The organism is Paenibacillus nasutitermitis (genome assembly GCF_014641075.1).
Classification (GTDB): domain Bacteria; phylum Bacillota; class Bacilli; order Paenibacillales; family Paenibacillaceae; genus Paenibacillus_Z; species Paenibacillus_Z nasutitermitis.
This window is the reverse complement of the sequence record NZ_BMHP01000001.1, coordinates 2,267,360-2,289,499: the sequence shown is the minus strand read 5'-3', so window position 1 is coordinate 2,289,499 and position 22,140 is coordinate 2,267,360. Positions and strand designations below refer to the sequence as shown.

Annotated in this window: 22 protein-coding genes and 1 pseudogene; 2 read left to right on the top strand and 21 right to left on the bottom strand. The window is 42.8% G+C overall.

Annotated features, from left to right (window positions below; translation table 11 throughout):
• Nucleotides 1-355: 355 nt before the first annotated feature.
• From IEY46_RS09780 to IEY46_RS09765, 4 genes are all read right to left on the bottom strand, one after another.
• Entirely contained in the window at nucleotides 356-1,066 is a 711-nt protein-coding gene (locus tag IEY46_RS09780; protein WP_188991409.1) for a class I SAM-dependent methyltransferase, read from the bottom strand.
• A 413-nt stretch (nucleotides 1,067-1,479) separates the two neighbouring features.
• A complete protein-coding gene (locus IEY46_RS09775) occupies nucleotides 1,480-2,046 on the bottom strand; it encodes a histidine phosphatase family protein (protein WP_188991407.1) in 567 nt (188 codons plus the stop codon).
• Nucleotides 2,047-2,522: 476 nt separating this feature from the next.
• Complete coding sequence (locus IEY46_RS09770) at nucleotides 2,523-3,044, bottom strand: DinB family protein (protein WP_188991405.1); 522 nt, start codon at nucleotides 3,042-3,044, stop codon at nucleotides 2,523-2,525.
• An 80-nt stretch (nucleotides 3,045-3,124) separates the two neighbouring features.
• Nucleotides 3,125-3,778, bottom strand: a complete 654-nt coding sequence (locus tag IEY46_RS09765; RefSeq protein WP_188991403.1) for an HD domain-containing protein — start codon at nucleotides 3,776-3,778, stop codon at nucleotides 3,125-3,127.
• Nucleotides 3,779-4,598: 820 nt separating this feature from the next.
• Between IEY46_RS09765 and IEY46_RS09755 the strand changes: the two genes are divergently transcribed.
• Nucleotides 4,599-5,768, top strand: a complete 1,170-nt coding sequence (locus IEY46_RS09755) for an MFS transporter (protein ID WP_188991398.1) — start codon at nucleotides 4,599-4,601, stop codon at nucleotides 5,766-5,768.
• Nucleotides 5,769-5,822: 54 nt separating this feature from the next.
• A complete protein-coding gene (locus tag IEY46_RS09750) occupies nucleotides 5,823-6,017 on the top strand; it encodes a pyridoxamine 5'-phosphate oxidase family protein (RefSeq protein WP_188991396.1) in 195 nt (64 codons plus the stop codon).
• 85 nt (nucleotides 6,018-6,102) lie between these two features.
• On the opposite strand, the pseudogene IEY46_RS37220 reads toward IEY46_RS09750, so the two are convergent.
• The 17 genes and pseudogenes from IEY46_RS37220 to IEY46_RS09665 all read right to left on the bottom strand — a co-directional run.
• Nucleotides 6,103-6,241 (bottom strand): annotated as a pseudogene (locus IEY46_RS37220) (IS110 family transposase); the annotation flags it as partial.
• Between the two features lie 381 nt (nucleotides 6,242-6,622).
• Nucleotides 6,623-7,273 carry an HAD-IA family hydrolase gene (locus IEY46_RS09740; RefSeq protein WP_268239499.1) on the bottom strand — a complete coding sequence of 217 codons (651 nt, stop codon included), beginning with the start codon at nucleotides 7,271-7,273 and terminating at the stop codon, nucleotides 6,623-6,625.
• 272 nt (nucleotides 7,274-7,545) lie between these two features.
• The gene (locus IEY46_RS09735) at nucleotides 7,546-8,049 is read right to left on the bottom strand and encodes an MgtC/SapB family protein (protein WP_188991394.1); all 504 of its coding nucleotides are present in this window, start codon (nucleotides 8,047-8,049) and stop codon (nucleotides 7,546-7,548) included.
• 244 nt (nucleotides 8,050-8,293) lie between these two features.
• Nucleotides 8,294-9,010, bottom strand: a complete 717-nt coding sequence (locus IEY46_RS09730) for a glycerophosphodiester phosphodiesterase (protein WP_188991392.1) — start codon at nucleotides 9,008-9,010, stop codon at nucleotides 8,294-8,296.
• Nucleotides 9,011-9,030: 20 nt separating this feature from the next.
• Nucleotides 9,031-9,840 (bottom strand): HAD family hydrolase, encoded by an 810-nt coding sequence (locus IEY46_RS09725; protein WP_188991390.1) that lies wholly within the window; start codon nucleotides 9,838-9,840, stop codon nucleotides 9,031-9,033.
• Between the two features lie 32 nt (nucleotides 9,841-9,872).
• Nucleotides 9,873-10,526, bottom strand: coding sequence for a dihydroxyacetone kinase subunit DhaL (dhaL, locus tag IEY46_RS09720; RefSeq protein WP_188991388.1), 654 nt, complete (start codon nucleotides 10,524-10,526; stop codon nucleotides 9,873-9,875).
• Between the two features lie 4 nt (nucleotides 10,527-10,530).
• Nucleotides 10,531-11,556: a dihydroxyacetone kinase subunit DhaK gene (locus tag IEY46_RS09715; protein WP_188991386.1), complete on the bottom strand. Its 1,026-nt coding sequence runs from the start codon at nucleotides 11,554-11,556 to the stop codon at nucleotides 10,531-10,533.
• Nucleotides 11,557-11,570: 14 nt separating this feature from the next.
• Nucleotides 11,571-12,071: a ribose 5-phosphate isomerase B gene (rpiB, locus tag IEY46_RS09710; protein ID WP_188991384.1), complete on the bottom strand. Its 501-nt coding sequence runs from the start codon at nucleotides 12,069-12,071 to the stop codon at nucleotides 11,571-11,573.
• A 22-nt stretch (nucleotides 12,072-12,093) separates the two neighbouring features.
• Entirely contained in the window at nucleotides 12,094-13,173 is a 1,080-nt protein-coding gene (locus tag IEY46_RS09705) for an MDR/zinc-dependent alcohol dehydrogenase-like family protein (protein ID WP_188991381.1), read from the bottom strand.
• Nucleotides 13,174-13,239: 66 nt separating this feature from the next.
• Nucleotides 13,240-14,193: a glycoside hydrolase family 43 protein gene (locus IEY46_RS09700; RefSeq protein WP_188991379.1), complete on the bottom strand. Its 954-nt coding sequence runs from the start codon at nucleotides 14,191-14,193 to the stop codon at nucleotides 13,240-13,242.
• A 52-nt stretch (nucleotides 14,194-14,245) separates the two neighbouring features.
• Nucleotides 14,246-16,009 carry a glycoside hydrolase family 2 protein gene (locus IEY46_RS09695; RefSeq protein WP_188991377.1) on the bottom strand — a complete coding sequence of 588 codons (1,764 nt, stop codon included), beginning with the start codon at nucleotides 16,007-16,009 and terminating at the stop codon, nucleotides 14,246-14,248.
• 172 nt (nucleotides 16,010-16,181) lie between these two features.
• The gene (locus IEY46_RS09690) at nucleotides 16,182-17,084 is read right to left on the bottom strand and encodes a carbohydrate ABC transporter permease (RefSeq protein ID WP_188991375.1); all 903 of its coding nucleotides are present in this window, start codon (nucleotides 17,082-17,084) and stop codon (nucleotides 16,182-16,184) included.
• Between the two features lie 9 nt (nucleotides 17,085-17,093).
• Nucleotides 17,094-18,032, bottom strand: a complete 939-nt coding sequence (locus tag IEY46_RS09685) for an ABC transporter permease (RefSeq protein WP_188991373.1) — start codon at nucleotides 18,030-18,032, stop codon at nucleotides 17,094-17,096.
• A 66-nt stretch (nucleotides 18,033-18,098) separates the two neighbouring features.
• A complete protein-coding gene (locus IEY46_RS09680) occupies nucleotides 18,099-19,676 on the bottom strand; it encodes an extracellular solute-binding protein (RefSeq protein WP_188991371.1) in 1,578 nt (525 codons plus the stop codon).
• Between the two features lie 468 nt (nucleotides 19,677-20,144).
• Nucleotides 20,145-21,068 carry an ArsR/SmtB family transcription factor gene (locus IEY46_RS09675; RefSeq protein WP_308422783.1) on the bottom strand — a complete coding sequence of 308 codons (924 nt, stop codon included), beginning with the start codon at nucleotides 21,066-21,068 and terminating at the stop codon, nucleotides 20,145-20,147.
• Between the two features lie 51 nt (nucleotides 21,069-21,119).
• Nucleotides 21,120-21,578, bottom strand: coding sequence for a hypothetical protein (locus tag IEY46_RS09670; protein WP_188991367.1), 459 nt, complete (start codon nucleotides 21,576-21,578; stop codon nucleotides 21,120-21,122).
• A 287-nt stretch (nucleotides 21,579-21,865) separates the two neighbouring features.
• Nucleotides 21,866-22,138: a helix-turn-helix domain-containing protein gene (locus IEY46_RS09665; protein ID WP_188991365.1), complete on the bottom strand. Its 273-nt coding sequence runs from the start codon at nucleotides 22,136-22,138 to the stop codon at nucleotides 21,866-21,868.
• Nucleotides 22,139-22,140 lie beyond the last annotated feature (2 nt).

Here is a 22,140-nt window from a genome sequence, read left to right as displayed (position 1 = left end):
GTCCCTTTGCCACCGCTCGATCTTAGCTAATTTCCTTACTAGGGTTTCCAGCCTGAATACCACATAAATCGGAAAGAGTAAGAACAGAATTACAACAACCGGCCAATTAACCATACATCAGACTCCTTTTCTTTTTTGGAGAAAATGATTTGTTATAACTTATGTCGACGACTCCCTATCTCAAGTTCCACTATCGTCTTTTTTCTGTGTTGTTGATAAAACAGATCATGGCAAAATGACAAGAGTAACAAGAAGAAAACGTAAATACTCCATTAATCTGTCCGTTAGATTAATGAAAGCAAGGAGCAGGCTGCCGCGGCAATCTGCTCCTTATTTGTTGAACTAACGTCTCCCGTTAGCTCAATCCCTTGCTTTGAACTACAAATGTAATCCAATTGCTTCTAAAAATAATTGCTCTACCATCCTTTTCTTCCTGAATTTCCTGTTGAACACTTTTTTCTATCAATACTTGCCAGCCAGTGTACACATCCCTAAGGTAAGCAAATGCCTTCTCTGTTGAAAGATTTAATTCAATTAAGCCTACCTGTTCCTCTCCAGAAAGTACGTCTATTTCTTTTACTTCAGTGCTCATTAATATACAATTAATACCTTTATCTGTTGTTCCTGCTTTCATTTCTTCAAGTTTAGTTTGAAATGCCGCTTCTGAGCTAACATGCTCTAAACATGAACAAGCGATAATGTAGTCGAATGTGTTTTTATTAATTAGAAAATTCTCCACATCAACCGCTTGTGGAACGATTGTATTGGTAACTCCATAATGCTCCGCATATTGGTTTAATAATTTGATAGCTGAAGGCAGCAAATCAATACAATGTACCTTCCCATTATACGCCTGAATTTGTTGAGCAATGGGTATGCTGTTTCTTCCGACCCCACATCCAAGGTCAAGGACTTGAATCTTGTTCTTTTCTATATGTGTTAGATTTTCGAGTACAACTTTTACTGGGCGGGAAAGCCAGCTGCCAGATTGGAATAATGTAGTCTCAGCATAAAACTTATCATGATATTTGATTTCTTTACTTCGTGCACGATTGAATACATTCATTGCATCGTCTCCTTAAAAAATCTATGTATATATTCGGGCGAAATCGTTACAATCCATTTACGAATTAATCCAGTTATTCTGCTAAACTGCTCGTTAGCTTAGTCGTTAAGATCTCCACTTTCCTGCAGTCCGTCGGGAATGAGATAATGTTCTTGTCATTGGGTTTTGACAAGAACATTATCCCATAAAACAAAAAAGCCGCGATTTACGCGAATCGCTAGGGCGAAATGGAGACGTGCGAATTATGGAACAATATGGGTGATTCCTATTCACCTTTTATTTCCGCACGCCCAATTTTCCATCCCTCGGCCACAGCCTGCTTCATCATCCTCTTCCTCACTTTAACTAAAGGATGAAATCCTGCGAATTCATGAGTCCGAGTGAGGAATCTGAATCATTTCGATGGAGCTTAATCAAAAATCCCCATTCCACAATCTTATTACTTCTTTTAGATCTAAATTTTCAAAACTTAATTTATAAATATCTGGTTTCTTTAACTGATTTAAAAAATCCAAACCAAAACTTGAATCAAAATAATTCATCATCAATGTCATTACAAGTCCATGTGTTCCAATAGCTATTTTTTTCCCAGAGTGTTCTTTTAATATGGTTTTTATCACTGATATCGATCTATTCTGGCAATCAGAATTAGATTCCCCACCCGGTAAAGAATAATCAAAATCATAAAATTTCTCACTAATGACGGACATTAAATTCTCAATAATTTCTCTAGCAAAATGCCTTTCCCTGAGATCTTCAAATGTTTCGATATCTAATCCCAAGTTTTGTGCCAATCCCTCAATACTCAGAATTGCTCGGTTATACGGGCTAGATATAATGACATCAATTCCTTCTTCTTTAAGAATTTCTGTAACTTTTTCAATATCGCCCTTGCCCTTAGTGGTAAGTCCCCTTGTTCTTTCTGTTCCTTCATTGTATGGTGATTCAGCATGCCTAACCATATAGATGATGGTGTTCATATAATCCTCCTTGAAATGTTAACTTATTATATTACTGTGATTTCACATCACGTGATAATCGAAGTTCGTGAATATTCCGTCTCAAAAAGTATTCGCGAAGTCATTTAGCTATCCTGCCTCAATAGAGAACGTTTTGCTCTTAAATGCTCACGTATTCATAGAATCTGACCGTGATAGTAATGTGCCAGATGAAATATTTATGGAATTTAATTGGAGGTAAAGAAATATGTGGGGTCGGCAAATGCACAAAAAGTTCTTACCTAGACCCTCCCTCTGTAAAAAGTGGCTCCATCGGTAAAGTATGGTTATACTTATTGGATCTCCATATTAACTCATGGAGGTCAACCCTCCCATATCCTATGATGCGACGGCTGCATGTCCTCACGTAATACGATATTGGACATTCGATCGATAAGTATCCCCACCCAACGCATTAATCTTCCAATAAATCAAATAACCTTCGGTAATTCCCAATTCTATTCTGTTTGCGTATACCATTTTCTAAGTTGATTAATATTAGCCTGATGATAGCGGCTATGGTCAGCCATATGCCATAATCCCCACCGAATCGTTGCTTGCTTTTCGTTCTCATGTCCGAACCTGATAACGTTATCAAGATCAGAATCTGTTAGCTGTTGGCACGCTTCTTTCAACATTACGATCACAGCATCGTATTGAGAAGTAAGTGTATCCCAGGCAATCCCCTTAATCATCGGCAGCTTGTTATTCGGATCGATCATAGGGCCGTATTGCTTTTGCAAGATAGTTGGAAGATCCTCTCCTTTTATTCGATAGACCCACTTAATATCCACGTACAATATATGTCTCATCAGTTGAGCGGTACTATTATAGTTATTATTAGGCCCTTTGTAATCCATTTCTTCTTGCGACATGCCAATAGTAATCGATTTGAGTCGTGCACCGTTTTGTTTTACTGCCGAATATAGCATCCCCACAATCGGAGTCATGCTAGCCTCGCCGTGCAAATCAAAAAACATATGTGCGTTCCTCCCTTATCTTAATTCTTCTTAAGTTTTACTTAACAAGAATTATGCCATATACGTTATCTTTAGTTGGATTATTTTATTCTTACTGTTCCTTTTAACGCCATATCCGTATATATAGATTCCTCAATGTTAGGAAGCAACCTGTAAATTGATTTATGTATTATATTTTCAATTTCCTGCTTAATAGTGAAGTAGTTTTTCCATGAAATTGGTGAATTAGAATTGATTCCATTTCTACTGGCAGCTGATACAATTCTCTTTTCTATTGTTGAAAATCCCTTATCATCTGCTAATGCATCACATAATCTAATTAGTTTGTCATAGATAGTCCATTCAATTTGATCTATTATCTCACTTAATTGTATTTGTACGTGCAAGGGAATTTCCTTCCAACCATTAATTACCTCTAAGTCTGTTGATGGGATTTCATGCGTTACGCAAACATTAGCAGTCCCCTCGAAGCCCTTATTAATCATAAATAAATAACCATCCAGTGCATGAATGACTGATGGGGTAAAACCTACATACCGACCAATATCATGTAATAGTCCACTTGTATAAGCTATATTTGGGTCAATTTCGTATCCTGCCTTTAGTAAATCTAATGCTATATATTCCGCCGCTTTTGCCACGTTTATTGAGTGTTGAACCCAAGTTCCAGGATTTAATATCGCTGCTTCATTTAACAACTGCTCTGCATATAATCTATCTTCAACAAACTTCATTTAACCAACTCCATTTCCTTTGTTAGCCTTTTCCAAATAATAACACAATCATCTCCACTTTCCTGCAGTCCGTCGGGAATGAGATCATGTTCTTGTCAGAATCGGAAATGGGATAAGGTTCACATCACTGGAATACAATGTAGGGAAATTTGTGCATTTTTCTATGATACAAATTTCCCTACATAAAAAAACAAAAGCTTGATTTATCAAGCTTTTTAGCATAGGGTTATGTAGGCATTTTTGTGTCATTGGACACGCGCGCCTCCTCCTCCCCGGCCGCTTTGAAGCGAAAAAAGCTCAATGAAACAGTCGAACTGTTTCATTGAGCTTTTATTTTTTCTTCAAAAAGCCTACTCGATGAGCTCCTGTTTAACATTGAGGATGACTCCCATCAAGCCAGGGAATAGTTGCTCTAACTCCTCCATTCGTAACGAGTAAAAATGCTGTGTCCCGTCGACTCTTAGTTTAATCACACCTGCCTCTCGAAGGGTTTTGAGATGATGAGTTAGAGTGGATTTAGGCATTAAACCCTTATACACCGAACAATTCTGCTCGCCGAGTTCATACAGCGTTAAAACCATTTGTAGACGACGAGGATCACTTAACGCATTAAGAACTGGCATCAATCGAATATCGCTTACATTAGGTTGATAAGGTTTTCTCATAATTAAAGAATATCACAGTCATTCCTTATTATCAATATCTTAGTATACCAAACAACTAGTATAATAGTTTTTTATTGACAACAGATATTACGGGATGTTTAAATACAGTAGTACTAATATATTAGTACTTAAATACAAAACATAGGAGTGGTAAAATGTCTCGTAACAAATCATCTTTTATTATCTTCATTCTGGCATTCGGTATTTTTGGGATCGTTAACACCGAGATGGGCTTTATTGGTATTTTACCTCAGCTGACTGAGCGTTTTGACATTTCATTATCACAAGCGGGTTTGCTTGTCAGCTTATTTGCTCTGGCAGTGGCGATTTCTGGACTGTTTATGCCCTTGCTTCTCTCGGGAATAAACAGCAAAATCCCCCTGTTAATTTCCATGGGGTTGTTTACAATATCTGGGTTTGTTTCTATTTATGCGCCAAGCTTCGAGATGCTTCTTGTCGCGAGAATTATCCCGGCTTTTTTACACCCCGTTTTTTTCTCGGTTGCTTTCGTTGCTGCAGCTAATTCAGTAAGTGAAGAGTACGTTGCGCGAGCAAACTCCAGAATATTAATGGGTAGCAGTGCCGGGATGGTTATTGGATCCCCCATCGCAGCCTTGCTCGCAGATGTTCTATCTCTGCAGGCATCCCTCTATTTCTTTGCCATCGTTAATGTAATTGCATTTATATCCATAATGATCTTTGTTCCGTCCATGCCTGTCAAAGAAAAACTTACGTATGGATCGCAATTAAGCGTGTTGCGCAAACCGATCGTGTGGAATAGTATCATCACCATGATTCTACTGAATGCTGGTATGTACGCGACTTTCAGTTTCTTTGCAGAATTTCTGGATGGAATCACTGGAATGACTGGTAGACAAATCAGCGTTATGCTGTTTATTTTTGGGGCAATGGGATTAATTGGTAATCTAATATCGGGTTTCTTACTGCAAAAACGTGCGATGCGAACTGCATTGGTTTTTCCAATTATCTTCGGGATCGTCTACCTGCTGGTCTTTGTGTTGGGAGACTACTCTATCCCAATGACCCTATTGATTGCCTTGTGGGGAACATTGTATACAATTGGGCTTAACATCTGCCAGAATTCGATTACTACCGCAGCATTTGAAGCCCCAACGTTTGCCAATGGCCTGTTCGTAGCGTTAGGGAATATGGGAATAGCTTTGGGAACCTTTGTTGGGGGAGCGGCTATCGCTGATTTTGGGACAAGATCGATTATTTGGATAGGCATCCTGTTCATGATTCTGAGCTTTGTTTTTATCGCTGTCCGCGCTTTTCGTTACAATCCAAAGAAAGTGCAGGCCTAGGGTATATATAATAAATTGTAATTTTGGGCGTCTCTTATTACAGGGTCCCCTGGAATGATACAAGTGACGGATCAGAAGTCATTAGAGATAAACGCCCTATTTGTTCCTCAAGATCCGTTTATTTTGAATATCGAAAACAATCGGAATGCGGGTCTCATCGTTATTGACTTTGAACAGCAAATTCGGGTTCGTATTAACGGGACTGCTCAGACAGGGGGAACTGACCCCGGAACAAAATCAATGGATTAGAGAAGTGGATACGTTTTTTATTGCAAGCAGCGGTCCCGGAGGGAAAACGGATGCTTCGCATCTAGGGGGCAATTCGGGTTTTACCTCTTAGATGTAGAAGCAAGGTTTCGTCTGAAAGAGAAACAAGCTCATGAGGCAGTAAATAATGGCTTAATAAGTGGATGGCTGACTTGCTCCTTAAATACCGTAAGGAACTCTGGAAAATACCGATCTAGCCAATTATGGCCCGTAGGTTCCATGCCGACAATGATGTCCTGGAAGCCTTGCTCCGCCCCGCAATTGGCTTCCCGAACTCACATTTGTATTCCTTTCATCCACAAGAATACATAGGGCAAGCTGTTGGATGTTGTGATGCCTAACCGAATATCCGGACTCAAGGCTCTAAGCCGCGGTATGCAGTAATGATCAAAGCTGATGATAATCGGTCTTCCAGCCCTGGATACAGATCGCCAGCTTGCTTCAGCTCCACCATCACATTCAATTTACCAGCTTCATCGTTTCTTCTAGCGTCGGAATGGTATCATGGTCGCCAAACTACCAGTTTGCGAAAGCACATCTGCTCTACAGTAAAGGAAAATCAACGAAGGATGTGCATTTACTTATCCTTATTTCGAAGTCACAATCGCGATAACCTCTTCCAACGATTTCTCCGCCATTGAATTCAAGCGCAGCTTATGCGGACCGAACGTTAATCCTTGTGTCATGACATTCGGCACGATGACGACATTCAAGCCTGCTGCATGTCCGGCTTTAGCTCCATTCGGAGAATCTTCAAAACAGATTGCCTCCTCAGGCCTCAATTCCAGCACCGCCAACGCTTGAAGATAGAGCTCTGGATCTGGCTTTACCTTCTGCACGAAGTCCGCTGTTCGGATACAGGAAAAATAACCTGCAATTTCAAACTTGTCCACGAATCTCTGCACCCAGTCAAGATGCGAGCTGGATGCAATGCCGACTTTCAAGCCTAATTGTTTCGCTGTGTTTAGATAGTCTTCTACACCTGGTCTTAACACACGTTCCAGCATAATTTGGCCATGCCTCACTAAGGCAGCCTCTTTAATCTGTTCAATATTTACCGGTCGATCTGCTTTCTCTGCCAGGTACAAATACGGATCAAATACATCATGACTTGTCCCTATGCATTTCGTCCAAGTCTCTAATGGAAGAATCGCGCCATGCTCAACATAGATTTCACCAATCGCTTCAAACCATGCGCTTTCTGTATCAATAATTAGCCCGTCAAAATCGAATACTATACCTTTAATCTCTTTTCTCCCCCTTTGTGGCCTCTCTTGATATGAGCGGTTGAAGCGGTAATCGCCTCGGCATTTCCTGATGTCTCCATGAGGATATCACACCCCTTGTCTTCTTGTCTTTTGGAAAGGACAAGAAGTTGTATCCATAAAATAAAAAATCCACATAAAATGCGGACTCAAATGGATATATGTTCATGTCCTCTTTCAATTCCTGCTACATTATTTCCCTTGCTGGGAATGCTGGATAAGAACATGAGGGGCATAGAAGCCCCTCAAATCGACATGTCTTTTTTAGATTTAGCCTGCATTTTGTTTTGCTCGTGCTTCTCGATCCGGCCTCCGATGCGGACGAGCACGAAGATCACGACGATCGTGAACAACACAATGCCGTAGAAGCCGGCCCCAATGCCGATGCCTACCCCACCGGTGAACAGAATCATGGACGCGGACGTAAGCCCTTTGACCTCGAAGCCCGATTTCATGATCAAGCCGGCGCCAAGAAAACCAAGTCCGGTTACGATCTGTGCGGTTAGTCGCATCGGATCCATCATCGTTCGTTCGTGCAGATGACTGTACGCTTCCACGCTCTCGATCGACACGATGGTGATCAGAGCGCAAGCCGCTGTCACGAATGTAAACGTCTTGACACCCGCCGGCTTGTTCTTGTGAGTTCTGTCGAATCCGATCAACAATCCGAGTACCGCACTGATCAGAATGCGGAAGTACAACTCATACTCTCGGAAGAACGCGGATACGTAATCTCCTAATTGTTCCATCTAGCCATTACCCCTTATACTGCTTCGTGACAGGCCAGATCAGATTGGATTCGAAACGCTTAGCCGAATTACGAGTAGCCTGACGTCCTGCACGTGTGCGATTTCATCGTACTCATATGACATCGAGTCGCTACGTCTATAATAGAATGGGTGGCAGCGTCAGTCCGATTACCATTCTTCACTGCGATATCAACGTTTTCTTGAAGTCGTCACCTTGGAAATGTTATAAATGGGACGGCAATCGTTAGCCGTTCTGGCCGGATACCTTCGCCCAGAGCTCCAACTCGTTCGTACAAACAAGCAAAGAAGGATATTGAGCAATTTTTTTCATTTCGCTCTCCTGATCGATTGTCCATGGGATGAGCTGAATGCCTTCTTCTTCGCAGCGACGGATAACCGTCTCGGTAACATGTTGATGTTCAATCGAGAGGTAGCCGCAATTAATCTCTTTGGCGAACGGGAAAAAGGCTGGCGATGCCCCGATATTAATCATGCCAAGGCCGATTTTATCGTCAAGCTGTCTCACTCTTTGCAGGCTGTAGTGATCGAAGGAGGTGATGAAGGCTTGCTCCTGCATCCCTTTTTTCTTGACTATATCGAGTACAAGCTCTTCCATCCCCGGGTAAAGATCGCCCATTTGCTTCAATTCAATATCCACAATGATCTGATCCTTTAGTACATCAAGCGCTTCTTCCAAAGTAGGAATGCGCTCTGTCCCGTTAATCGTCAGTTCCTTCAGCTCGGCCAGCGTCAAATCCTTTACCCGCCCCTTGCCGTTGTCGGTCATGCGATTGACAGAAAGGTCATGGATAACAACAGGTACACCATCCTTGCTTAATTGAACATCCAGCTCCAGGTGAGAGAAATTCAAATCGCAAGCAGCTTGAAACGATTTCAGTGTATTTTCAGGGTATTTGCCTGGATAACCCCGGTGCGCGATGCCTTTAATTAGTTTTTTCATGTCCGTTCTCCTTTTTTTGATTATTGGTTGAGCGGAAGCAAGTTCAGCGCTTCCATGACTTCGATGACGCCATCCCCATTACTGCGGCTGCAAATGAAAGACGCATGGGCCAGCAGCTCTGGATGGCTGTTGGCAACCGCAGCGCCTACGCCCGAGCTTAGCAGCATATCCAGATCGTTCATCTGATTGCCGATGCTGAGCACTTCGGACGGATCGACCTGCAGCATACCCATCAGCTTTTTCAGTGCCGCTCCTTTGCTAATGCCCGGAGGGACAATTTCAAAATAGTCGTCCTCGGACTGGATCGTATTATAAGATATTGCGAACAACGGCTCATATCGCGCCCACAGCGCTCTTATGGGCGCCATATCGCCAATGAGCAGCACTTTCTGCACAATGCGTTCTTGCCAATGCTTGGCGTGCAGATCGAGAAGCACGCACTTCATTTTTTCCTTGTGCTCATACCGCTCAACAGCTGCAGTCCGCCGGAACGTATAGACATCCGAGTCGTCAAAAAGCAAACTGGATATCCCTGAATGATCGGCTTCCAGCAGCAGCGGAGCAAGCGCCTCCAAGCTTAATGTAGCTGCCGATCTCACCTGCATGCGGTCGGCGATGACGCCGCCATTGCATAAAATATACGGCATGTCGATTTCCAGTTCCTCGACAATATCGCTTACTGCGGGAGCGAATCGGCCGGTGGCAATCGTAAACATCCCGCCGGCTTCCCTGAAGCCACGTACCGCCGCTTTGACCGGCTCGGTGAGAGCATGATCGTCGGACAGCAGCGTGCCATCCAGATCACAAACAATTAGACGTATTTGATTCATCCTCTTCTCCTCTAGCTCTAGCTCAAGCTGCCTCATACTCTGCTCTCTGCCTCAATACGCTTCCACTGCTCGGCGAAGGCGTCCATGATGTAGTAAGCGGAAGCTGCTCCCGGATCAAGATGACCGACCGAACGTTCGCCCAACCGGCTGGAGCGGCCCATTTGCGAAACCAACTGAGCGGTCGATTGCATGCCGGCCTTCCCTGCCCGGACAGCCTCGTCCAGACTTGCCGTCAGCGACTTGCTTTCATCCCATGCGCTCGCAAGCGCGTCCATTGCCGGCAGCCAGGTATCCAACATCGTCTTATCGCCCAGCTTCGCTTTGCCGCGTTCTTGTATGCCGCGCACCATCGCCAGCCAGAACTGCACGATGTCTTCCTCATCCAGCCGTTCGTTATCCTGCAGCGCCGCACTGCCGCGAATGAAAGCCGTCGCATACAGTGGCCCTACGGAGGAGCCTACCGCATTCAAAAACGACATCGCCATTTCTTTGCACAGCGCCCCGCAATTCGGACTGTCATACGTATGGATGGTCTCCAGAATCGCCTGCCAGCCAAGCGACATCGTCACGCCATGGTCGCCGTCGCCAACCGCTCGGTCCAGTTCGGACAGCTCCTCTTTTTTCTCTTCTATTCGTGATGCAATGTGCACAAAGATGCTTTTCCATTCCTCTATGGCGATTGCCATCTTTTTAGTCCCCCGCTTTCTGCCTTGCTTCATGCTGCGCATACATCGGCGTGTCTGCCGGCGCATCGATCAATTCGGCGAGCTCGTCGTCCAGCTTCAGAACGGAGACCGAGCAGCCGCCCATCTCCAGTGAGGTCATATACTCTCCCACAAAGGAGCGATGAATATGGACGCCAAGCTCCGCAAGCCGCTTCGCTACGCGACGGTATACCAGGAACAGCTCCATATAAGCCGTCGATCCCAGCCCGTTCACCATGACGGCAACGCGATCCTCGGACCCGAGAGGCAAATCCTGCAAAATGCGGTCCAGCAGCGAGTCAGCCACTTCATTGGCTGTACTCAGCTTGCCGCGCTCCACGCCGGGCTCGCCATGAATGCCCAGACCAATCTCCATCTCATCGTCGCTTAGCACGAAGCTGGGCTGACCCGTTTGCGGGACGAAACACGGCGAGAGCGCTACCCCCATGGTTCGAAGGCTGTCATTCGTCTTGCGTGCCAGGCGGACGACTTCATCCAAGTCGCAGCCTTTATCCGCAGCGGCTCCCGCTGCTTTGAACACAAGGAACCCGCCGGCGATGCCTCGGCGGCGATCCACTTGGCCAGCCGGAGCCGAAGCCACATCGTCTGTTATCAGCACAGTCTCCACGCGTATATCTTCCATGGCCGCGAGCTCAGCCGCCATATCGAAGTTCATGCAGTCCCCGGCATAATTGCCGTACATATAAAGCACGCCTGCCCCTTGATCGACTGCACGCGTTATTTCAAGAATTGGGGCTGGCGGCGGCGAAGCGAATACATTGCCGACCGGTACACCGTCGGCAAAGCCGCGTCCAATCAGCCCCATGAAAGCCGGCTCATGTCCAGAACCGCCGCCAATCATAATACCTACTTTGCCTGGTGTCCCAGGGGCCGACCGGACAACAGCCCGTTTATTTTGCGGCAGCACCTTTACAAAAGATGCGTAGGCTGCTGCATAACCTTCTATCATTTCATCTACTGCTGCGTTCGGATCGTTGATCAGCTTTTTCAAGCCAGCCACCCTTTCTAATCTTGAGTAGTGGAACAAGAATTGATTTCCGGCTGATAGCCGCCAGCAGCTTGATGCCGACGTTCGCCGTCCATGATCTTCTGTACTTTTCTTGCCGAATTACCTTGATCAAAGGTCGCATCCAGCCAGGCTCGCACAACATGCTTGGCAAGCTCAGGGCCAATTACCCTCGCTCCCATAGTCAGCACTTGCGCATTGTTACTTCGAACAGCCCGCTCTGCGGAGTATGTGTCGTGGCATAACGCCGCCCGAATGCCGGGGACCTTGTCGGCTGTAATCGTCATCCCGATTCCTGTACCGCAAATGAGTATCCCGCGCTCAAACTTCCCTTTGGCGATTTCTTCCGCAACGGCAAATCCGACATCCGGATAATCGATCATCTGGGATCCGTCCATTAAGCCGAAATCAGTGACGTCCGATTGCCTCTCCAGCAAAAAATCTTTGATAGATTCTTTTAGTGTAAATCCCGCCTCATCGGCTCCAATTGCAATTTTCATGTTTACGTTCCTTTCGTTTCAGTTATGGGATAAGGATGACTTTGAGCGAGTCTCCTCCCTTTTTCATTAAGTCAAAGCCCTCCAGATACTTTTCCAATGGCAGCTGATGTGTCACTACCCCATCTGTCGGAAAATCGCCCTTAGCAATACCGTCAATCACGAGCGGGTAGCAGTAGGGCCCCAGATGCGAGCCAAGGATATCAAGCTCCTTGCGGTCGCTGATAATGCTCCAGTCTACTGTCACCGGATCTTTGAATACGCTAAACTCCACAAAGCGGCCTAATTTGCGGATCATCGACAGCCCTTGCTCGACCGACTTCGGATGGCCGGTCGCTTCAATGTAGATATCGCAGCCGTAGCCTTCCGTCATTTGCTTGATTTCTTTAACAACATCAACATCCTTCGGATTCAGCACAATATCCGCCCCGAATTGCTTTGCCAGCTTCAGGCGGCTGTCGAATAGATCGAGCACAATCAGGTTGCCTGCACCAGATTTTTTCGCAGCGCCGACCATGCCAAGACCGAGCGTCCCCGCTCCGGATATAACGACCGTATCGCCCAATTCGATTTGCGCGCGCTGCACCGCATGCAACGAACAGGCATATGGCTCAATTAGAATGGCCTTCTCGATCGGCAAATCGTGCGGCACCTTGTAATTGATCGCTTCTTTCGTAAATTTCATATATTCGGCCATTGCACCGTTTACATTGTTCTGAAAGCCATACAGATCGTGCTTCTCGCACATCCAATATTGCCCCCGTTTGCAGAAGCGGCATTCCCAGCAAGGAACGATCTGTTCGGAAATGACGCGGTCGCCAATGGCGTATCCTTCCACTCCCTCGCCAATTTCAACGACAAACCCAATGAATTCATGCCCTGGTATCATCGGCGCTTTAATATAAGCCGGCTGTGTCTCATCTCCCCAAAAGCTGGGCGCGCCATCATAGGCTTTCGTATCGCCGGCGCAAATGCCGCAGGCTTCGACTTTTATAACGATCTCGCCGGCACCTGCCTTCGGCACGTCCACAGTCTCCAACCGATAATCGCCAGGCGAATATGCGACTACTGCTTTCATTTGATGCGGGATATGAACAATATCCATCGAAAACTCCCCTTCCGAATCACAAGCCACTAAATGGAGTAAGTAATCATTTGAAACGGTTTACCTTTACCTCTCTCCAGAAGGCAATTGAATTTGTACCGAGGTTGATAACGGAATCCCGAAATCAGGTGTACCATCTGCCTTCCATCCGAATTTCTGAATTCGAGTACTGCGTCGATCATTGCCGCCTTCCGATTCAGGAATGGCATGGTAAACAATCCAATCCTCCGTACCATCTGGAGATTGTGTAAAACTATTGTGGCCGGGAGCGAACACGTCATTTTCTACCGACTTCTTAAAAACAGGTTGAGGCGATTTATCCCAAGACTGAATATTCAACAGATCAGCTTCCGCGGAAGCGGTTAACAAGCCAAGTGAATAATCATCTGACCATGTAGTGCTAGCCGAATAGATTAGGAATAGTTTTCCATTCCTTTTCAACATGACGGGTCCTTCGTTGATTGCCATTCCCCCTTGCATCTCCCAATCGTATTCCGGTTTCGATATCAATACATTGGGGCCAGTCAATGTCCAGGGATTTTCCATTTTTGCAATATAAAGCGCGGACCCATAGCTTGGAAAGAAACCGTATCCCGCATAAACAAAGTATAATTGGTCGCTATGCTCGAAGACCGTTCCGTCGAGTCCAGGGTGTTCCGTATTTATATACCCTCGCTCTATCCACTCACCTTCAAAAGGATCCAGCGATTCATTTTCCAAAACAAATATTTTTCGTGTTTTGTCACCACCATCTCCATCGTTTGCAGTAAAATAGACAAACCATTTTCCATTATATTTATGGATTTCCGGCGCCCAAACGTTGTTACTGTTGATGCCTTCTTGTGGTGATGTCCAAATTGTCTTACATTCTCCATTCGCAATACCGCTCAATGTAGGAGATTTCAATAAATCAATATGGGATCTTCTAGTAACCATAAAATAATACATGTTGGAATCCTTATAAACCCACGGATCTGCTCCCGGATTCAATAAAGGATTTTGGAATGTATCTTTCGTCAATGTAAAACCTTCTTTCTTTTAAAATCATTGAGGAGTCGACTCCCCCGGGCTATCACTTTAGGGTTATTTCCCTAATCTTTTTCAACTCAATTTTTGGCTGTCTATCTTCTGTAAGTAATCCATTCACTTCTTGTTGAACGTCCGTGATTTGGGTATAACAGAATCCACTAATATAATCGATATCCTTAATGGCCTGTGTGACCGATTCGAATCTTTTCAAAAATTCTTCCTCATTTTTAACTTGATTCCCATAGCCCCAACCTTCTTCCGAGCAAAAAGCGATGCCGCCATATTCACTTATAATAATGGGTTGACCCTTATATTCGTATCCTTGAGCCATTGCATGCTTATGTTTATTGAATGCAATCTTATTGCCGACAATGTTTTCTTGATCTTTGTATCGCTCTGAAAATTCTGCACCCGACTCCACATAATCATGCAAAGTCAAAATATCCGAAACCGTATGCTCCCAGCCGTCGTTGACGATTACCGGCCTCATGCTATCAAACGCCTTCGTAATATTATAGATTCCCTCCGTAAATTTCTGTTGCTTTACATCTGTGTAAATATTTTTAACTCCCCATGATTCGTTAAAAGGAGTCCAAGTAATAATAGATGGATGATTATATTGTTGTTTCACGATCTCCATCCATTCCTCTGTAAAATTCTGCACCGCTTCATCGGAAAATTCAAACGTTGCCGCCATTTCCGACCAAACGAGCAACCCCTTTTTATCTGCCCAATAGAGATAACGTTGATCTTCTACTTTCATATGTTTCCTGACACCGTTAAAACCCATTTCCATTGTTTTATCGATATCCTGAAGTATCGCTTCTTCAGATGGAGGCGTTAAATGACTTTCTTTCCAATAACCTTGGTCCAAAAGCAAGCGCTGGTATATCGGAATGTTATTTAATAATACATTTCCATGGTCAATAGATATTTTTCTCATTCCAAAGTAGGAAGCCACCCGGTCCAATATCTCTCCATTTCTATAAAGAGTAAATACGACGTCATAGAGATTAGGATGTTGAGGGCTCCACATTTTCACGTTCCAATCAAAGCGATTACTCGAAATGTTTACCCTCGTGGTATATTTCTGGCGATTAACATCAGTGCTAAAGGATTTGATTGACAATTGATCAAAAGTGATCTCCGTCTTTAACGTTAAGTTTTCATTAAAATCAATCTCTTCTGCGAAATTAAATGAAAACTCCACCGATTCCGTATCAATATCCGGTGTTATTTTCACTGAATCCAAATGGGATTCATTCAAAAACTCAAGCCAAACCGTCTGCCAAATTCCCGTTGTTTGTACATACCAACAACCAAAATTTTGATCCATCCAACGTTGTTTTCCTCTTGGTTGATGACAGCTTAAGCTATCCTCATTTTTCACGACTATCGTAAACTCACGATTTTCATCAATAAACGTTGTAATATTAAAGGAAAAAGCGACTTGTCCCCCTTGATGCTTTCCTACAAACTTGCCATTTACCCAAACCTTAGTGATGTAGTCCGCCGCTTGAAAATGCAAAACAACCTGCTTGTCTCCATATTCTTTAGGAACCGCAGCTCGTTTTGAATACCATATATTGGGACAAAACTTCTCTTCGCCAATTCCACTTGCTATTGTTTCATACGTAAAAGGAACGATTATTTTTTTTTCGAGATTTCCAGATTCGTACCATTTTTCCTTTTCTCCTATATTGGCTTCGTCAAAGGAGAAGTTCCATTCCCCATTTAGATTTAACCAATCCCCTCTATCAAAATGAGGTCTAGGATATTCTTTTCTTGGAATTTGATTGAGATTCATTAGATGTATTCTCCTTATTATTGTACTGACTCCTCATATGGATAGCTGCCTGTCCAAAGATTGCTTCCTATCATAGATGCTGTGCTTGATCTCTCTGGCTTTAGCCGGGCCCAGCCCTTCCGCTAGCAGCGGGACCCGTGGCGTGTACCATGATCGCAACGTTTAAGCGCAATCATCCTTTAATAGAACCAACCATTACCCCTTTGACAAAGTACTTTTGTACAAATGGATACATAACAATAACCGGTAAACTAGCAATGACAATAACCGCATACTTCATACTTTCGGCCAACATGATCTGCTTCACCATTTCAAAGTCCGTAAGACCAATGTCAGTAGCTGACTGATTTTGAATGAGTATTTCCCTCAAAATAATCTGAAGGGGGTACAGATGATCGTCATTTAAATATATTAAAGCGCTAAAAAAGGAATTCCAGTGACCTACAGCGTAAAAAAGCACCATGACGGCAATAATTGGCTTTGACAAAGGCAGTATAATCCTCAGAAACAGTCTAAAATTACTGCAACCATCAATTAGAGCCGCTTCTTGTAATTCCCATGGGATACTGCTTTGGAAAAACGTGCGCATAACAATAACATTATAGGTTGCAATGGCACTTGGAATTACCATAGCCCAAATACTGTCAATCAACCCTAGGTTTTGTACAACCAAGTAGGTCGGGATGATTCCACCCGAGAAGAACATTGTAAAAACAATAAAAAGCATCAAAAAGTTTCTTTCCGGCAAATCTTTTCTCGACAGTGGATATGCAAGTAAAGTAGTTAATACGATATTTATAAATGTACCAACTACTGTATACATAATTGTGTTCTTATAGGCATTCCAAATCCGTTCATCTTTAAATACATTTGCATAAGAATCGAGAGTAACCCCTTTTGGCCATAACCACACCTCTCCATTTATGATCTTTGCGGGATCACTAAACGATGCACTTACAACAAAAAGCAATGGATATAAAACAATGGCAATAATAACAAACGCAATAATGTAAATGACTACATCAAAAGCCTTATCATCGGAGATTTTTTGTTTAACATTTGTAATCGTACTCACCCCACTTTCTTACCATAAACTAGTCTCCGCTTTTTTCCTCGCTATCTGATTAATCGTTATCAACAATATGAAATTTATTACTGCATTAAAAAGGCCGATTGCAGTTGTGTAACTGTAGTCACCTTCTAAAATACCTTTTCGATAATTAAAGGTTGCAATAACGTCGCTCGAAGACATATTTAGATCATTTTGCATCAATAGTATTTTTTGGAAGCCAATGTCCATAAAATTACCGATATCCAAAATTAAAAGAATGATAATTGTAGGCAAAATAGCAGGAATTGAAACATGTATAACCCTTTGCAAACGAGAGGCGCCATCAACTCTAGCCGCTTCGTACAATTGTGGATCCACGCCACTCAGTGCAGCAACGTAAATAATGGACTGCCAGCCCATACTCTGCCATATGTTGGATGAGATAAAAAGAGATTTGAACCATTCCGGCTTTTGCATAAACGGTACTGGGTCGACGCCAAAATGACTCATCGCATTGTTGATAATCCCATTTTCTGGATCCAAAAACAAACTTAACATCCCTACAATAACCACTACTGAAATAAAATGAGGAATGTAAGTGATATTTTGAAGCAGTTTTTGGAACTTTTTCACTCTGATTTCATTGATCAACAAAGCTAACAGTACCGGAATTGGGAAACCAATAAGCAAGGAGAAAATTTGAATAACAACTGTATTTTCTATCAGTCTCCAAAAATAGAATGAATTGAAAAACCGTTCAAAGTGTTCAAACCCAACCCATGTACTTCCCCAAAATCCATTTGAGGGCAAATAGTCTTTAAATGCGATCTGCAGTCCATACATTGGCATATACATAAAGATAATGTACCAAGCTAAGGGCAATAATAGCATTAAATAGAGATCATACCGCTTCAAAAATTGCTTCCAGTACTTATTTTGGGGACGATAAGCCATTTCATGTTTATTGTTCATTCATTAACCTCCGCATAAAGAAAAGGGGGGTGGGCAAATCTAGTGATTTGCCCAATTACCTATTGTTTATTTATATTGTCTATCGTAGGCAGCCTGATAATATTCCTGAAGTTTTTCTATGCCGATTTTTTCTGCAGTTGCTACATATTCATCCCAGGCATCAAAGCTAAGATCTCCTGTGATGAATTTCGCTCTGCTTTCATTGGTATAGGTGTCAAGATCATTACGCAAGTCGAATACCTTTTTCGATATATCTGCTTCAAACATTGGCGCCTGATACACTCTCTTCAAAACATAAGGCTCAACCTTTGCAGCTGCCGCAGCATCTCTTGGTGTATTTACGTGTACTGCAGTTTTCACAGTTGAATGCTGTGGCGTACCGCCTCCTGGCCATGGGAATGCGGATCCAGTGCCTTTGGGTAAATTTTTCACCTCATCCGTGTACTGTTGGATACCATTTTCATCAAAATTAAACGTCTCTCCTTCGACGCCATGTCCAAAGAACATACCGCCTTCAGGCCCGTAGAAGAAATCTATCCAGCGAATAGACGCTTCCGGATGTTTGTTCGAAGAAGAAATTGCGAATGTTCCCAAATCGCGAGGAATTGCACTCGAGTTAAATCCTTGATCCCCATGCGGGCCTTTAACAGGCGTCATACCTTCGTATTGTTCAGCAACCTGCGGGAAAGCGTCTGTTGCTTGGTTTATAAACAATCCGAGATTACCCGATTGCATCTGGGAAAGGTATTCAGCAAATTCTTGGTCCATAACTTTATGGCCAATTAAACCTTCTTTATACAGTTTGTTTAAATACATTAACAATTCTTTATACTTATCATCCGTCAACCAAATATGAACCTTATCATCTTCAATATTCATTCTATAGCCCATTTGCTGGTACAATCCCCATGCCCCGCTAATCGAATTAATAAGGTCTTGTACGTTAGCTGTTAGAAATGGCGTCCTCTCGGGGTACTTATCCTTGAACGCTTTCAGCATGTTATATAGATCATCCGTTGTTGCAGGTTCACCCATATTGACCTCTTTAAGCATTGTCGTATTTAGCCATAACTTTTGAGTTCTTTGTACCAAAGGCGCAATAACACTTGACAATGCATAAATGTGACCATCCGGTGTGGTTATCGCTTGTTCCACTTCAGGATATTTTTCAAAAAGGGCTTGAATGTTTGGCGCATGGTCTTTAATTAATCCTTCCAATGGAATTAATGCTCCACTGCTGCCATATTTAATTAAGTTGTCATTGGAGATATATGACTTATAAAATATGTCCGGCAATTTTTTTTGACCAAATACTAAATTTTTCTTCTCATCAAATCCCTCAGCAGGTACATCATTATATTCAAACTTAACATTGGTCATTTTCTCATACTCTTGGAACATAAACATGTCCTTATACGGACCGTTTGCAGCAGACCTGGATGCGAACATAGTTAATGTAATGGGCTCATTGACAATCGGAAAACCTTCCGCATTAAAATTAGTAGGTGCTTCTGTGTTAACAGGTTCAACCGGCTTTGAACCTCCGTTTGAACCTTCGTTTGAACCACCATTTGAATCACCATTTGAACAAGCTGAAACGACTACAAATGTAGCTAATAGAAGAGATACGACACTTTTCTTCAAAACTGATCCCCCTTAATAATTTTCCTTTTACGAAAAATCCTTCATGAAGTTGACGTCAATAGAAGCATGTAACTCTTTGCCAAGAAACAATATCGTTTTTAAGCTAAATCCTCCTTTCTGGATTAGTCCATTTTGCTGCATATTAGATACAATAAATTTGTATTAAGACAGCTTTATTGTATCTAAAATAAAGATTACGCTTTCATAATTGATTTGTCAACACTATTTCTTTTAATTTTTTGTAATGATACAGAATTCTTGTAATTAAAAACAGGACTGTCCAGAAAGTCGATGAAATCTGACTGTTGGACGCCCTGTTATTGACGGAATGCGCACAGAAACTGCTGCCACATCACCATTTTGTTAAACTTCAAATATAATATTTGGTTGAGGAAGATGCACACGCCGCGCAAATGAAGCAATTCATTTCTAAATTGCCTATCCCGAAGAGGAAAAGCCATTTTATAATTATGAATATTCCATTAATAATTTTATATCTTGCGGATGATCCCCAAATTCGCGACCAAATAGATTCATACCACCTTTATGGATCGCATCTTCTTTAATACCAATCTTGAGTGACATATACATATTGTTTAATACGCCTAATTCATCCACGGTCACATCAGAAATATGAAAATCATCAATGGTTGATGACTTTTTTGTTACTTTCCATGTTTTTAAAATACCATATTGCGTACTCGTCGTTTCACTCCACTTTTTCGAATTCAATTTCCCAGGGCGATCCCCAAAATCACCAGGACTCGTCCAGGTCCCAATTTCAACATCATTGATCCATACCGTTATATCTGTTGGCCAATTATTATCATAGTGTGGGGCCTCTGAACATATCTCCATAGAAAATTGAACGGATTCAATGGTTGCATTCACAGGAATTACGAGTGGAAATTTATAAACAAAATAACCTTTTCTTGTCCATATAAGTTGAGCCTTGGTTCTATCTGGACTATAAAAATGTACCGGATTATCTTCTGGGATAATCATCCCCTCATGATCGGCCATCCCACAGGTAGGTGCAACTTCGAAGTCAATATAATGCCCGATTGGCATTTCCGTTTCATAATAATTTTGGGTATTCATTTTGAAATTCATTTTACTATTTAATTGAATATGAATATCATCAAAATTACGTCTGCAAACTTTCATCGATCCTCGGCTAGCCGGACGAAGCTCGGTATTTATTAAACCAGAGTTTTCAAGAATCTTAATATGTGAAGCTGCAGTTGACACAGGGATACCTAAAGATTCAGCTAACTGATTAACATTCATATTTCTGCTATTTAGTAAATTAATAATTTGTAAACGCTCTTCTGAAGATAGCGCATGAGCGATCTTTTGAATATCACCAATATTTTCCATGTTCAATTCCAACAAGGCAATTCCTCCAAGTCACATGTTCTCTGTACATTTTGTTCAATATTTTCATTGCTTTATTCTAATATAAACAAAAATCCTGTAGAAATCTACATTTTTAGTAAAGATAGCGATCGGAAGCTTCAAATGTCTGCGCACGATCCAGGCTTCGTCCGAACGGTAATAACTTAAGAGCGGTTCCACCCAGTAGGAAAAATGGCCGGGATCCGGCGAGACGTCGCTTGCCGGATCCAGGTAAGCGTGCGAATCCGCCACAAACGTCTCCGTATTGTTGTAAATATTTTTGTATTCCCGCGTATCGTTCGAGCCGTGCCACAGGAAATAAAAGACCCCGACCGAGCGGATATCTCGCGGCGCGGGCAACGTGCGGTAGTCTCCCAGCAGGCGATTCAGCGCATCCCATACGGCCGTCTCCAGCTCTTCCCGATAGCTATATCGTCGTCGAATGACGCGGATGGCCGACTGCCCGTCAACCGACTGCGGATAAATCGACGATAACGGCGACAATAGCAGTGCCGTTGCAAGCAGCCAACTCGTGTACTTTTTGGCTCGCGGGATTGTATAGAAGTTCTTGTCCTAATTCGGCTATGTATAGAAGTTCTTGACTTAAGCAAACGACAAGAACTTCGTTCTATACATAAAACAAAAAAGCCGCAGTGTATGCGACTTCCTTTGTATAGATATTCTTGTCATCCGGCAGATTGATATACTAAGTTGTTTTTCTTCGTATGCCGGTCGGCAAAGCGATCCATGCAAGTCGCCTTCCCCATTTGAATAGGATTTAATGAAAACGGCTAGCGATTCTTATACTTCTCGATAAATTGGTACTGCGACAATCCCCCACCCAGATAATCCTTAACTGCTTGATATTTAAGCTCTTCAGAATAACTACGATTATGGATGCGGATCACTAATCCTTCGTAACCGTACAAATGATAAAGACGCTGCCATTTCGTTATAGTGGATTTGTTAAAGCCGTACTTTCTAACAGCGGCATTCCTACCAATATGACCGCTTTCTTGGAGAATAACCAATTTCTCTAAAGCATTGAGTTTAGGTTTTGACACAA